Annotated in this window: 12 protein-coding genes; 6 read left to right on the forward strand and 6 right to left on the reverse strand. The window is 36.7% G+C overall.

The genetic code is table 11. From position 1 onward, the window contains the following. Positions 1-34: 34 nt before the first annotated feature. On the forward strand, positions 35-1,138 hold the full coding sequence (dprA, locus tag M0G43_RS03175) for a DNA-processing protein DprA (RefSeq protein ID WP_248023464.1): 1,104 nt from the start codon (positions 35-37) through the stop codon (positions 1,136-1,138). Here the strand turns inward: dprA and trpS are convergent. Beyond that, the gene (gene trpS, locus M0G43_RS03180; RefSeq protein ID WP_248023465.1) at positions 1,135-2,103 is read right to left on the reverse strand and encodes a tryptophan--tRNA ligase; all 969 of its coding nucleotides are present in this window, start codon (positions 2,101-2,103) and stop codon (positions 1,135-1,137) included. The two genes, dprA and trpS, sit on opposite strands and share 4 nt — an antisense overlap. Positions 2,104-2,204: 101 nt before the next feature. Here trpS and M0G43_RS03185 point away from each other — a divergent pair, with 101 nt between their 5' ends. Continuing rightward, positions 2,205-2,945 (forward strand): lysophospholipid acyltransferase family protein, encoded by a 741-nt coding sequence (locus M0G43_RS03185; protein WP_248023467.1) that lies wholly within the window; start codon positions 2,205-2,207, stop codon positions 2,943-2,945. A gap of 75 nt (positions 2,946-3,020) precedes the next feature. On the opposite strand, the gene M0G43_RS03190 is transcribed toward M0G43_RS03185, so the two are convergent. From M0G43_RS03190 to recA, 4 genes are all read right to left on the reverse strand, one after another. Next, positions 3,021-4,562: a hypothetical protein gene (locus M0G43_RS03190; protein WP_248023468.1), complete on the reverse strand. Its 1,542-nt coding sequence runs from the start codon at positions 4,560-4,562 to the stop codon at positions 3,021-3,023. Further along, entirely contained in the window at positions 4,562-5,104 is a 543-nt protein-coding gene (locus M0G43_RS03195) for an RNA polymerase sigma factor (protein WP_248023469.1), read from the reverse strand. The genes M0G43_RS03190 and M0G43_RS03195 overlap by 1 nt, the downstream gene beginning before the upstream one ends. Positions 5,105-5,135: 31 nt before the next feature. After that, positions 5,136-5,549: a hypothetical protein gene (locus M0G43_RS03200; protein ID WP_248023470.1), complete on the reverse strand. Its 414-nt coding sequence runs from the start codon at positions 5,547-5,549 to the stop codon at positions 5,136-5,138. 111 nt (positions 5,550-5,660) lie between these two features. Then, positions 5,661-6,674: a recombinase RecA gene (gene recA, locus M0G43_RS03205; protein ID WP_248023471.1), complete on the reverse strand. Its 1,014-nt coding sequence runs from the start codon at positions 6,672-6,674 to the stop codon at positions 5,661-5,663. 456 nt (positions 6,675-7,130) lie between these two features. Here recA and M0G43_RS03210 point away from each other — a divergent pair, with 456 nt between their 5' ends. Beyond that, positions 7,131-8,195: a rhodanese-related sulfurtransferase gene (locus M0G43_RS03210; protein ID WP_248023472.1), complete on the forward strand. Its 1,065-nt coding sequence runs from the start codon at positions 7,131-7,133 to the stop codon at positions 8,193-8,195. 35 nt (positions 8,196-8,230) lie between these two features. Here M0G43_RS03210 and M0G43_RS03215 read toward each other — a convergent pair whose 3' ends face one another. Further along, entirely contained in the window at positions 8,231-9,655 is a 1,425-nt protein-coding gene (locus M0G43_RS03215; protein ID WP_248023473.1) for a peptidoglycan DD-metalloendopeptidase family protein, read from the reverse strand. A 265-nt stretch (positions 9,656-9,920) separates the two neighbouring features. On the opposite strand from M0G43_RS03215, the gene M0G43_RS03220 reads away from it, so the two are divergent. From M0G43_RS03220 to M0G43_RS03230, 3 genes are read left to right on the forward strand one after another with little or no spacing between them, the layout of a single operon-like run. Next, positions 9,921-11,171, forward strand: a complete 1,251-nt coding sequence (locus M0G43_RS03220) for a stage 0 sporulation family protein (RefSeq protein ID WP_248023474.1) — start codon at positions 9,921-9,923, stop codon at positions 11,169-11,171. Then, positions 11,161-11,655, forward strand: coding sequence for a gliding motility lipoprotein GldH (locus M0G43_RS03225; protein WP_248023475.1), 495 nt, complete (start codon positions 11,161-11,163; stop codon positions 11,653-11,655). The genes M0G43_RS03220 and M0G43_RS03225 overlap by 11 nt, the downstream gene beginning before the upstream one ends. Before the next feature lie 12 nt (positions 11,656-11,667). Further along, entirely contained in the window at positions 11,668-13,980 is a 2,313-nt protein-coding gene (locus M0G43_RS03230; protein ID WP_248023476.1) for a penicillin-binding protein 1A, read from the forward strand. Positions 13,981-14,065 lie beyond the last annotated feature (85 nt).

Here is a 14,065-nt window from a genome sequence, read left to right on the forward strand (position 1 = left end):
ATTTACTGTTGATATTCATAATCAGCGCCATACAATGACAGAAACCGATTTACTGCATCTTTTAGCCCTTCAGAATGTTGCCAAAATAGGTGATATTACAGCAAAAAAACTCATTGGTCATTGTGGTTCTGCAGAAGCAATCTTTAAAGAGAAAAGGAAAAACCTTACCAGAATTGATGGCATTGGTGATTTAACGATTAAGGACTTGTTTGAGGTGTCGCATTTCAAAGCTGCTGAAAAGGAATTAAAATTCATAAAAGAGAATGACATCGAATGCTTGTATTTTATGGATGCAAAGTATCCGGACAAATTGAAGCATTGTATTGATGGTCCGATTCTTTTATTTCAAGCTGGTAATGTAGATTTATATAAGAAGCGCATTATAAGTATTGTAGGCACTCGAAAAATCACGACTTACGGAATAGCTTTTTGCGAACAGTTGGTTGAGCAATTGGCCGTTTTCAATCCAGTGATTGTGTCTGGTTTTGCCTATGGAGCAGACATTACAGCCCAAAAAGCTGCGATAAAACATAATTTACAGACAGTTGGTTGTTTGGCGCACGGTTTGAATCAAATTTATCCAGCCACACATAAAAAATATATGGTTGATGTCGAAAAGAATGGTGGCTTTTTGACAGAGTTTTGGAGTAGTTCCAATCCTGACAGGGAAAATTTCCTAAAGCGCAATAGAGTTATTGCAGGTTTGAGTGAAGCAACCATTGTTATAGAATCTGCGGAAAGAGGTGGTAGCCTTGTAACGGCAGATATTGCTAGATCTTACGATAGAGATGTTTTTGCTGTGCCCGGAAGGATAAATGATTTGCAAAGCATTGGGTGCAACAACCTTATCAAATATCAAAAAGCACATTTGCTATCTAACCCAATGGATGTGCCATATGTCTTGAATTGGGAACTCGAAGAGAAGAAAAAGCCTGCTATCCAAAAACAGCTATTTGTTGAATTGGATGAACAAGAGAAGGTGATTTACAACTATCTGAAAAACAAAGAAAAAGAATCACTTGATATTATTGCCATTGAATGTCAAATTCCAATCTTCAAAGTAGCAGGAATTCTATTAAATATGGAACTAAAAGGAGTAATGAGACCTTTGCCCGGAAAAATGTTTGAACTGGTTTAATAACCGACTTTCGCTCTAACTCTGGACAAAACGTCATCTGCAACCATCCTTGCCTTTTCAACACCGATAAACAAAGCGGCATCAATTTCGTTGAGGTTATTCATATAATGATGGTAACGTTCACGCTGTGTGGCGAATTTTTCAACAATCAACTCAAATAAAGCTTGTTTTGCAGTACCGTAGCCATAACCTCCTTTTTCGTAGTTGGCTTTCATCGTTTCAACAGCTTCTTTAGAAGCCAGTAAACTGTATATAGCAAAACAGTTGCACGTTTTCCAGTCTTTTGGATCTTCTAGTGGAGTGCTATCCGTCTGGATAGACATAATTTGCTTTCGGAGTTGCTTGTCCGGAAGAAAAATATCAATAATATTACCCTTACTCTTGCTCATTTTTTCACCATCGGTTCCAGGTATCAGTTTGGTTTCCTCCTGAACTTTAGCTTCAGGAATCACGAAGGTTTCACCCATTTTTGCGTGAAAGCGAGTAGCAACGTCTCTGGTCATCTCAATGTGTTGCAACTGATCTTTCCCAACAGGAATTATTTCTGCATCATACAATAAAATATCAGCAGCCATCAACATAGGATAGGTAAACAATCCTGAATTGACGTCCTCTAAACGATCAGCCTTGTCCTTAAAACTATGAGCAAGAGTTAAACGTTGATAGGGGAAGAAACAACTTAAATACCACGATAGTTCGGTTACTTGAGGGATATCACTTTGCCTGTAAAATACAGTTTGGTCAACATCCAATCCAAAGGCAAGCCATACTGCAGCTGTTGAGTAAGTATTCTGCCGTAAAGTATCGGCGTCTTTTATCTGCGTTAGGGAGTGCATATCAGCAATGAACAGATACGACTCGTTGCAGTCGTCATTTGCCATATTAATTGCAGGTATGATAGCTCCTAAAATATTCCCCAAATGTGGAGTTCCTGTACTTTGTATGCCTGTGAGAATTCTTGCCATAATCATTCCTGCGAAGGCAGGAATCTTTTTAATTGTTAAACGAATTACAAAGGTAATTTTTTTAGTACAATAGCTCAATTTATTTAGTAGTTTTGACTTTTATGAAACTAATCAAATATCCATTTTGGATTCTATACCGCCTTTGGTTCTATATTTTGGTAACAGTGCCAATCATCGTATTGTTCCCATTACTGGTAATATCTATTTTGAAAGAATCTTGGTATCCCTATTTTTTTAGATTAGCACGCTTTTGGGCAGCTTTTATTTTGGTGGGGATGGGTTTTCGATGGAAGATTGAACGAGAGGAAACTCCTGAAAAAAGCAAGAGCTATATGTTTATAGCCAATCACACATCTATGACTGATATTATGTTGATGCTTGTTTGCGTGAAAAATCCGTTTGTGTTTGTTGGAAAAAAAGAATTGGCCAAAATTCCACTTTTTGGTTTTTTTTATAAGCGCACGTGTATTTTGGTAGATAGAAGCTCTGAAAAAAGCAGAAAGGCCGTTTTTTTACGAGCGCAAAAAAGACTAAGACAGGGTGTGAGCATTTGCATTTTTCCTGAAGGAGGCGTGCCAGATGAAGATATTATGCTCGATGAATTTAAAGATGGAGCCTTCCGATTAGCCATCAATCATCAAATTCCAGTAGTTCCGATGACCTTTGCAGATAACAAGAAGCGTTTTTCTTATATTTTTTTTAGTGGTGGTCCTGGCAGAATGCGCGCTAAAATCCACAAGTTTCTTTTGACAAAAGATTTGAAAATAACTGACACCAAAACTTTAAATGAAAAGGCAAGACAGATTATTTTAAATCAATTGATCGTATTCAATAAAAATTAAAAAGTCGCTCTTGGCACGGAGCGACTTTTCGTCATCATTGCGAGTTTGCAATAATTATCTAACCAACTAAAAAACCTAAAACTTATAACTTAATCCTGTATAAATACCTATAAAGTATGGTTGAAAATCACCCGAACTATTATTGAAGGTATTTATTTGATATTTAAATGTTGGTTCAACATTCACCTTAATTTTTTCTGAAACATTATAATTGATCCCCAACCCAAAATTGGCACTATAGCTCATCGAATTGATGTTGTTTGCCTCTCCAATTCGGGTTCTGGCACCGTCTACGACAGAATAAATTTCGTTTTCATCAACAAACAAAGTACTAAAACCGCCTATCACGTTTATCCCAAACCTTTTATTGACCAATGCATATTCAACTTCCAATGGCACTTCGATAAAACCAAATTGTTGATCAATGGAACCTTTAGACTTTGAATTGACGACTTCGGGAGTAATGTTACTGTCCAAAGTCTCTGTGCTCATATACGTCATATCACTCGCATTGGGGTCCATATTTACATTCGCAATTCTTGTACGAGCCCTGCTAGTTGAATCTATGCTTCTGAAAGCAATCACATTATTGGTTTTGTAACCCATGCCAACTTTATTAATTCCCGCTCTAACCTTAAGGCGATCGTTAATGGCATAACTTCCCCCCAAACCATAGCTCATGCTAATTTCAGATGTTTTGGTATTGTCTACAAATTGCTCGTCGATAGTAGAACCTTTTCCAAGAGAATTGAAATAAACAGGCGCCACATTCGGAGAAATGTTCCACCTGTTTAGTTTCTTTTCTTTTTCATCTTCATTATTGGCTTCAGCAATAGCATCTTCAATGCTTTGCGTAGTTTTATTTTCCTTTTTGCCTTCTTTTGATGAAGATTCAACACTTATTTCAGAAGAGTTATTGGTAACTGCTGAATCAGAGTTGTTTTTTAAATCTTTTATCAGCTTATCGGCCTCGTCCTTGTCTATTTTCTGGTTTTCAGAGTTGTTGAGTTTTTGATCATCCTTTGTACTAAACGTTACAGCGTCTGCTGTAGAATTGAATCTGTCATTTTGAGATGAAACATTCAATCTATCAGACGTTTCAGAATTTTTCTTCAAATTTGAATTCTTGACTGAATTATCAGCAACGTTAGTGTAACTCGATTTAGAAGTATTTTTATGATTTGAATACTTCGTATTTCTATTAAAATCATTGGAATTCAATCCGTCTTCGCCAGTATTTGATTCACTATTGAAATCAATTTCTTCATTCGCTATTTTGGATGAATTGTTTTTGTCTTGAGGATTAGTTTCTAATTCGGTCGCGTTGTCCTCTATAGTCGTTTTGGAGTTTTCAGATGATGGATTCTCTGTGTCTACAATGATATTTTTATTATCAATCGCTGAATCGTTAGAGAAAAAGTTAATTCCAACGGTCAATAACAAAGCTATAAGCGCAGCAACACCGGCCAATTTCCACCATAACGGTATAACTTTTCGATTACGCTTGTCATTATGCAAACGATCGTGTATGTTATCCCAAACAGAATCATCCGGTGAAACTTCAAAATCTTTGAGTTTCTCCTGAAACAGTCGGTCTATATGTTTTTTATCACTCATTATAATGATTGCGAGTTTGAACTCGCTTTGTAATGTTCTATTTTTTCTTTTAAAATCAAACGAGCTCGAGCCAGGTTTGATTTTGAGGTTCCAATTGAAATTTCCAGCATATCTGCAATTTCTTGATGTGAATAGTCATCCAATGCATAGAGATTGAAGACCAAACGGTATCGATCTGGTAATTCTTGAATGATTTTAAGCAAATAATCCACGCCAATATTATCATTATCAATTTCAACACTGACGTCTTCTATCTGCTCTTCACCAATGATGTCAAAAACACCAACACTTCTATATTGTTGTAAAGCCGTGTTGATGGTAATTCGTTTCATCCATCCCTCCAATGAACCTTTACTTTTATACTGTTCTATTTTCTTAAAAATAGTCACAAACGCATCTTGCAGATTATCTTGAGCTTCTGCATAGTTTCTCGAGTACTTTAGGCTGAGCGAAAACAACTTACTTGCGTAGAGTTTATATATTTGGCTTTGAGCTTTAGCATCGTTTTTTTTACATTGTTCTATGAGTTGTTCTAAACTCAAATGTGTTTTCTGTTTTAATTTTTCTACTTTCTTATTCCACCACCGGCACTTCCACTATATAGTAGGTGTCGTCACCATTGTCATCTTCGCCTTGCCAAAACCTAAAAACATACGTGCCATTGCTAGTGACTTTAAAATTAAAGGACACTTCTTCGAGCTCGTTTTCAAATGTTTGGCAATCTTGATTTGGATAAACAGTGTTAATGACAGCAACTGTTCTTTGATTAAGTTCGCTGGTGTAATAAAAGTTGTTGAACACGTGGCAGCCTGAAGGGCGCAAATAGGATACAGTAATCTCATAAGTTTCACCCAGAGTAAATTCATCAGGAATATCTACAGTTTCAATTGGCAAAATTTCATAATAAAATTCACCATCGCCATCATCGCCAAGACTGCAAGAGGCCAATGATAACGCAAGAACGCATAATAACAAAAATTGTTTCATATTAAATAATTCGATTTAGGAACCTTCCATTTTCAATCTGTAGATACATAAAGAGTGAAAAGGTTGCGTAGAAAAATAAAAAAAATCCCGATTTTTTCGGGATTTCTAAATTTAATCGTCTGATGAAGCTGCTTTGGCAATTTTTCTAACCTTTTGTTCAAGCTCTTCCATCAGTTCGGGATTATCTTTTATCAAAGCTTTAACTGCATCTCGACCTTGACCTAGTTTCGTGTCTTCATAACTAAACCAAGAACCACTTTTCTTAATGATTTCATTTTCAACGGCGATGTCTAAAATCTCTCCAACTTTTGAAACCCCTTCGCCATACATAATGTCAAATTCTGCAGTTTTAAATGGTGGAGCCACTTTGTTCTTCACAACTTTTACACGCGTTTTGTTGCCAGCAACACTGCCATCAGTTTCTTTAATTTGTGTTGAACGTCTAATATCCAATCGTACTGAAGCATAAAATTTAAGTGCATTTCCACCGGTTGTAGTTTCAGGGTTTCCAAACATCACACCGATTTTTTCTCTTAATTGGTTAATGAAAATAACCGTACAATTGGTTTTACTGATAGAGCCTGTCAATTTTCTCAAGGCTTGTGACATTAAACGTGCATGTAATCCCATTTTTGAGTCACCCATTTCTCCTTCGATTTCGCTTTTAGGAGTCAAAGCTGCAACGGAATCAATCACTACAATATCAATAGCACCCGAACGAATTAAATTATCTGCAATCTCTAAAGCTTGCTCACCATTGTCGGGTTGAGAAATTATAAGGTTTTCTATATCTACGTTTAGCTTTTCCGCATAAGTCCTATCAAATGCATGTTCCGCATCGATAAAAGCAGCAATTCCTCCAGCCTTTTGAGCTTCTGCAATGGCATGCAGAGTAAGGGTGGTTTTACCAGAAGACTCTGGGCCATATATTTCAATTATTCTTCCTCTTGGGTATCCGCCCACTCCTAGTGCAATGTCCAATCCCAAGGAACCTGATGAAATGGCATCTACATCTACTACCGCTTGATCGCTCATTTTCATCACAGTTCCTTTACCATAAGCCTTGTCCAGCTTATCTAGAGTTAACTGCAATGCCTTTAATTTTGCGTCTTTTTCACTACTCATTTTTATCGTAAATTTTCTTAATTAATTCAGGCTAAAGTACGACAACTTTTAATTTTTTCAATGCGATGACGCAACCTTTTTACACTTTTTGCATCTACCTAATGAGATTGGGAAATCTTGCTATGAAATCTGTCGTTTGAGAAGCGACGCGTTTTATCTGAATCATTAATATTAACCTTTTTGACAGATGAAATTTTTTAAAAAAATTGTTTTCAACAACGCATTAGGTGTTTCAATTGCTATCACTTTAAATGGCAATTGTAGAGCCGATGGTGGTTAGCTCGTAAAATATTTTTTGAATATTTAAAATTGAAAAAATATAAATAACGAGTTAGCCTAATTAAAGCACTTTAGAAAACCTAAAGTGCTTTTTTTGTGAATACTGCTTATTGCTACTGCAAACTGAACACTTTTTAATATCTTTGCCCAACTTTAACCTTAAAAAATTAGTATAGCATGCAACTGTACAATACTTTAAGCGCTAAAGAAAGAGCCGAACTTATTGAACAAGCAGGCAAAGACCGCTTGACGATCTCTTTCTATGCCTATGCCAAGATTGGCAATCCTGAAATTTTAAGAAATCACTTGTTTTTAGTCTGGAACGAATTAGATGTTCTGGGTCGTATTTATGTGGCTCATGAAGGTATCAATGCGCAACTATCCATACCTGCGGATAATTTTAACAAGTTCAAAGAACATTTGGATACTATTAGTTTTCTAGAAGATGTCCGATTGAACATTGCCGTTGAACAAAATAATTTTGCTTTTTTAAAATTGAAAGTAAAAGTTCGTGACAAAATTGTAGCTGACGGATTGAATGACGATACCTTTGATGTGACCAACAAAGGAATTCATGTAGATGCTCAAAAATTCAATGAACTGATTGAAGATGAGAACACCATTCTGGTAGATATGCGCAACCATTATGAGAGTGAAATAGGCCATTTCAAAAATGCCATTACACCTGATGTAGATACCTTTAGGGAATCCTTGGATATTATTGAAGAAGATTTAAAAGACCACAAGGAAGATAAAAATCTTGTTATGTATTGTACCGGAGGTATACGTTGTGAAAAAGCAAGTGCTTACTACAAACATAAAGGGTTTAAAAACGTTTACCAACTCGAAGGTGGAATCATAAACTATGTGCGCCAAATTAACGAAAAAGGTTTAGACAATAAGTTCATAGGAAAGAACTTTGTGTTTGACGAGCGGCGTTCCGAGAGAATCTCTGATGATGTCATTGCGCATTGCCATCAGTGTGGTAAACCTGCAGACTTACATACTAATTGTGCGAATGAGGCATGTCATTTGTTGTTCATACAATGTGAGGAGTGTAAGGAAAAAATGGAAAATTGTTGTTCAACCAACTGCATGGAAATAAATCGTATGCCTTATGAAGAACAAAAGGCATTGCGAAAAGGACAAGGTAATAGCAACGACATTTTCAAAAAAGGTAGAGCAGACCATCTGCCTTTTAAAAAAGACTTAAGGAACATTTTTGAAGTTCTAAAAAAATAGAAAAGGCTTCCATTTGGAAGCCTTTTTTGTAATTGTTATTCTTTAATAATTTTAATGGTTTTCCTTTGACCAGAATCGCTTTCTAAATTCAAAAAGTAGATGCCATTTGAAAGGGTTTCTAGATTAATTTCTTTAATACCTTCTGAATTATTCGAGATAACTTTTATCTGCTTACCTAACATATCGACCACAATTGCCTTTTCAATCTTTAAGGGTGATGATATTGAAACGACGTTATTAAAAGGGTTTGGATAGATTGATGTATTGTTGAACTCTTCCTCTCCTATTCCCAAAGCTCCAGTTATATTAAAAGAATGAGTAACCGTTTGGCCTTGATAGGTAGCTTGCCATTTCCACTCACCATTCATATCATAAATTCCAGAAAAATACCAATACCACCATGATGCGTAATAATTATCAGTAAAATTAAAATCCCAATTATAAAGAACTGAATTGTCAGGTTTAATAATTTTTAAATTTATTGATGTGCCACTAGCTTGGTCTCTCATATAAAGTCCAAAGTAAACGGTCGCAGAAGCATCAAAGTTAGTGCTTTCGTTTGTAGTTTCTTGCGTTGGACAAGTTGGAAATACCGGAGGAGAAGAATGGGTTAAAACTGCATTGATGTTAGGATTATTGTAAGGTTTTTGGTTTTGCCACCATGTATCCACATTCATTGAATTGCATGTTCCGGAATATGGGTCAATTAATACATCTTGCCCCACACCATTTAACTCAACTTCAGAGTAAGCTTCAAAATGAAGGTGTGGACCCGTTGAATTGCCTGAACTCCCTACAATCCCCAAAAATTCGCCTGCGGCAACCATTTCTCCAACATTTTTCGTGGTAAGGGAATTCTGTTTCATATGTCCGTACAAAGCAACACTACCATCAGCATGTTGTACGTACACTGCGTTCCAATTCCCGCCACTTAACGAGCAGCTTCTGTCAAAGTTGGAGCTTGCCTTGTAAAGAATTTGGCCTGGAGCGGCAGCAATGATTTCCACCTCATCATAATCCATCATCTTCCATGAAAAAGGCCAATTGAAGATATCCATCCCAGCATGATTATAACCTCCTGTGGTGTCATAAGTACGCGAACCACAATTGTAATCTAGCACTTGATTTGGATAGGACGGATTTTGATCAACATAGTTAGAAATACCCCAAACATCGTTATATTCTAAACCATCTTTCTTTTTTATAGGCCAGATAAACAATGGATGGCTGCCTCTATTGGCTTGGTTGTATGATAACCTGTTTTGAGTTTTTAACTCTTGAATACTAGTTTTCAATTCGTTGAGAACTGCTGTGCGCTGTTCGTCAGTTAGGCAAGGTATTTTGTTTTCATTGAAAACAAATTGCCCTCCTCCGTCAGGAGTAAAATGAGTTTGAGCTTGAAACGAATAAGCGGTCAACAAAAAAATAACCGCAAAAAATGGAGTAGAGTTTAATTTCATAATAAATGAATTATTGATTATATGGTTTCATCGTTGAATTATTCAAATGTGAGCAGAAGAAAAGGATAAACTTTAACCTAGAAGGTTATAAGGGTATAAAAGTAGAAGTTAAACACCTAAAAAACAATTGTTTGCAGAATTTTTTTTGTTGTGGATACATATAAATATTCCAATCTTTAACTTAATAAATAATCTTATCTTTACATTTTAAAACAAATTATTAATCGTCGTTCGTTACGCGCGTAACGAGTTATATATAATCAATATGAGTTGCAAAAGTTGCTCAACCGAGAAGGATGGACAACCAAGGGGATGCAAAAACAACGGTACTTGTGGCACAGATAGTTGCAATAAGTTGACAGTTTTTGATTGGTTGGCCAATATGTCGCTTCCTCAAGGACAAGAAATGTTTCAAGGAGTTGAAGTTCGTTTTAAAAATGGAAGGAAGCAATACTATAAGAATACAGAAAATCTTACATTAAGCATAGGCGATGTTGTAGCTACACAAGCACAATCGGGTCATGACATAGGCATGGTAACGTTGACAGGAGAATTGGTTAAAATTCAAATGAAGCGTAAAAAGGTTGACATCAACAATGAAGAAGAGGTGATGAAAATCTATCGGAAAGCATCTCAAAGAGATATCGATGTTTGGTCTGAAGCTCGTGATCGAGAAGAACCTATGAAGGTGAAGGCACGTCAATTTGCCATTGATCTTAAACTTCAAATGAAGATCTCGGATATAGAGTTTCAGGGAGATGCCAGTAAGGCCACATTTTACTATACAGCAGAAGAGCGCGTAGATTTCAGAGAACTTATCAAACTATTCGCTAAAGAATTTAGGACCAGGATAGAAATGAAACAAGTCGGTTTTCGTCAAGAAGCATCAAGGCTTGGAGGTATTGGTTCTTGTGGACGAGAGCTTTGTTGCTCTACTTGGCTTACTGACTTTAGGAGTGTGAGCACATCAGCAGCAAGGTATCAACAACTGTCATTGAATCCTTTAAAATTGGCAGGCCAATGTGGCAAATTGAAATGCTGCTTAAATTATGAGCTTGATGCTTACTTGGATGCCTTAAAAGATTTTCCAAAAACAGACACTAAACTTTACACAGAAAAGGGAACGGCCATTTGTCAAAAGACGGATATTTTTAAAGGCTTTATGTGGTTTGCCTATGAAGGAGAATGGATGAATTGGCATAAGCTCACGACCGAGCAAGCAAAGGAAATCATTGAACTCAACAAGAACAAGCAAAAAGTCGCAAGCCTGGAAGAGTATGCTGCAGACCTTGTTGAAGAAGTAAAGGCGGATTATGAAAACGTCGTCGGTCAAGACAGTTTAACAAGATTTGATAGTCCAAAACGAAAAAATAAACGTAGAAATAAGAGAGGAAGGCAAAAGAGCAAGGGGAATCCCAATCAAGCAGGTCAACAGACATCTCAACAACAACCAAATAAGTCGAAAAAGCGCCCAAAAAATAGACCTTCAAAACCAAAGAACAACAATGCCAAATAAAACACCTTGGGTCATCCTATTGTTTGTATTTTTTTTGAGTTCGTGCGATTCCAAACAAGTATTTGACGAATATCGATCTGTGCCAAATTCTTGGAATAAAGACTCTGTTATGTCATTCAAAGTGAACCCTCCCGATTCCATCAAACCGTATAATTTGTTTGTAAATGTGCGGAACACAAACTCCTATAAGTTCAGTAATCTCTTTCTGATCGTAGAAATGGTTTATCCCCATGGAAAGACAACCACTGATACTCTTGAATATCAAATGGCAAAGCCTAATGGGGAATTGTTAGGAGAGGGTTTTACAGACATCAAGGAGAACAAACTTTGGTATAAAGGATATGAAAAACCGTTTGTTTTTGAGGAAAAAGGAGAGTATAATATCAATATTCAACATGCTATGCGAAATAATGGAGCTGTAAATGGCGTTGATAATCTAGAAGGTATTACAGATGTTGGATTTCGTATAGAAAGCATCAACTAAATAATTTTTGTCATGGCTAAAAAGAAAGCAATTTCACAGGATTTTTCAAAATATATCAAATGGTTTTGGATGACTTTTTGTGGAGGGGTCTTGCTAATCGTTTTTCTGTTTTTATTGGCTTCTTGGGGAGCGTTTGGTGAAATGCCAGATCATACGGTTTTAGAGAATCCAAACACGAATTTGGCAACAGAAATTATTTCTTCTGATGGTAAAACACTGGGCAAATTTTATTTGAATGACAATAGGACACCTGTCGATTACAGTGAACTTCCAAAACATCTTGTAGATGCTTTGATTGCAACTGAAGATGCTCGTTTTCACGAACACTCCGGAATTGATGGGCGAGGCACTTTAAGGGCAATTGTAAAACTTGGGTCTGGTGGAGGAGCTAGTACTATTTCCCAGCAACTTGCTAAACAGCTTTTTCATGGTGAAGGATCAAAGAACATCGTAGAAAGAGCATTGCAAAAAATCAAGGAATGGATCATTGCAACCCGTTTGGAACGCCAGTATACAAAAGAAGAAATCATTGCCATGTATTTCAATATCTATGATTTTGGAAACAATGCAGACGGCATAAGAAGTGCCGCTAGTATTTATTTTGGTAAAGAACCACATGAGCTCGATTTGAGAGAGTCGGCCATGCTTGTCGGAATGTTCAAAAACTCATCACTATATAATCCAAGACCACATCGAAATCCTGAAGGTACAAAAAACAGGAGGGACGTTGTATTGAGCCAAATGGAGAAATATGATTATATTGATGAGGCTACCAAAGATTCTATTCAGAAATTGGATTTAGGTTTACACTACTCACCTCAATCACATAAAGAAGGAACGGCAACTTATTTTAGGGCCTATCTTCAGGACTTTATGAAAAAATGGATCAATGAAAATCCAAAATCTGATGGGTCAAAATACAATCTTTACAATAGTGGTTTGAAAATCTACACCACTATCGATTCGAGAATGCAAAAGTATGCAGAAGATGCTGTTGAGAAACATATGGCAAAGTTACAAGCCGAATTTTTTCATCAGAATACACCAGATAGAAACAAGACAGCTCCTTTTGTGGGATTGACCAATGAAGAAATTGACAAGCTACTCAACCAAAGTATTCGTCAATCAGAGCGTTGGAGAGTTTTAAGATTGCAAGGAAAATCTGAAAAGGAAATTGTGGCTTCTTTTGATAAACCAACTCCTATGACTATTTTTTCATGGAAAGGAGAGATAGATACCATCATGAAACCTATGGATTCCATGCGTTATTACAAAACGTTCTTGCATACAGGAATGATGTCCATGGAGCCGCAAACAGGTCATGTGAAGGCTTGGGTAGGAGGCATCAACATGAAACATTTTCAATATGATCATGTAAAGCAAGGAAAACGACAAGTTGGTTCAACGTTTAAACCCTTTGTGTATGCCACAGCAATAGATCAATTGCATTTATCGCCATGTGATACGTTCCCAAATACACCTATTACTATTGAAGCAATGAAGTTTGGCAATCCATTACCTTGGACAGCTAAAAATTCTGATGGTAAATATGGAGGCTTCAGAACCTTGAAAAATGCTTTGGCAAATTCAATCAATACCATTACAGCACGTTTAATGGACAAAGTGGGACCAGAACCTGTAATCGATATGGCCAAAAACCTCGGTATTGAGTCGGAAATTCCGGCCGTTCCGGCTATTGCTTTAGGAACACCTGATTTGAGTGTTTATGAAATGGTAGCCGCATATGGTACATTTGCAAATAAGGGAGTTTATAATAAACCAGTAATGATTACCCGTATCGAAGATAAAAATGGCACAACCCTTTTCCAGTTTACTCCCGAAAGTAGAGATGTGTTAAGCGAAGAGGTTGCATACGTTACCACAAATCTGATGGAAGGGGTTACCGAAGGAGGTTCAGGAACTCGTTTAAGAACCACCTGGGCGACCAACAACCAAGTTTATAAAGAAATCATAACGGGCTATCCTTATGGTTTTACGAACCCGATAGCTGGTAAAACTGGGACAACGCAAAATCAAAGTGACGGATGGTTTATGGGAATGGTGCCAAATTTGGTTACAGGCGTTTGGGTTGGAGCCGAAGATAGAGCTGCACATTTTAAATCCATTACTTATGGACAAGGAGCATCTATGGCACTGCCAATTTGGGGAATTTATATGAAGAGTTGTTATGCTGATAAAAGCCTAGATGTTTCCACGGCTGAATTTGAACGTCCAAAAGAACTTTCAATAAATGTCGACTGCAGTAGATCGAGAAGCGATACTTCGTCAGACACGGAAGGATTTATTGATGAATTGGATTTTTAACTTCTTTTAATGTCAGAAAGAGCCAATCTAAATTAAGTTTGAATTTTAGATTGGCTTTTTTATTTTGTATTTTTCGGAATCAAAA

The organism is Subsaxibacter sp. CAU 1640, assembly GCF_023156585.1.
In the GTDB taxonomy this organism is placed as follows: domain Bacteria; phylum Bacteroidota; class Bacteroidia; order Flavobacteriales; family Flavobacteriaceae; genus JBPOFM01.

Excerpts from the sequence above, each read along its gene's own strand:
- dprA (WP_248023464.1), top strand. The coding sequence starts at position 35 with ATGACAGAAACCGATTTACTGCATCTTTTAGCCCTTCAGAATGTTGCC.
- trpS (WP_248023465.1), bottom strand. The coding sequence starts at position 2,103 with ATGGCAAGAATTCTCACAGGCATACAAAGTACAGGAACTCCACATTTG.
- M0G43_RS03185 (WP_248023467.1), top strand. The coding sequence starts at position 2,205 with ATGAAACTAATCAAATATCCATTTTGGATTCTATACCGCCTTTGGTTC.
- M0G43_RS03190 (WP_248023468.1), bottom strand. The coding sequence starts at position 4,562 with ATGAGTGATAAAAAACATATAGACCGACTGTTTCAGGAGAAACTCAAA.
- M0G43_RS03200 (WP_248023470.1), bottom strand. The coding sequence starts at position 5,549 with ATGAAACAATTTTTGTTATTATGCGTTCTTGCGTTATCATTGGCCTCT.
- recA (WP_248023471.1), bottom strand. The coding sequence starts at position 6,674 with ATGAGTAGTGAAAAAGACGCAAAATTAAAGGCATTGCAGTTAACTCTA.
- M0G43_RS03210 (WP_248023472.1), top strand. The coding sequence starts at position 7,131 with ATGCAACTGTACAATACTTTAAGCGCTAAAGAAAGAGCCGAACTTATT.
- M0G43_RS03215 (WP_248023473.1), bottom strand. The coding sequence starts at position 9,655 with ATGAAATTAAACTCTACTCCATTTTTTGCGGTTATTTTTTTGTTGACC.
- M0G43_RS03220 (WP_248023474.1), top strand. The coding sequence starts at position 9,921 with ATGAGTTGCAAAAGTTGCTCAACCGAGAAGGATGGACAACCAAGGGGA.
- M0G43_RS03225 (WP_248023475.1), top strand. The coding sequence starts at position 11,161 with ATGCCAAATAAAACACCTTGGGTCATCCTATTGTTTGTATTTTTTTTG.
- M0G43_RS03230 (WP_248023476.1), top strand. The coding sequence starts at position 11,668 with ATGGCTAAAAAGAAAGCAATTTCACAGGATTTTTCAAAATATATCAAA.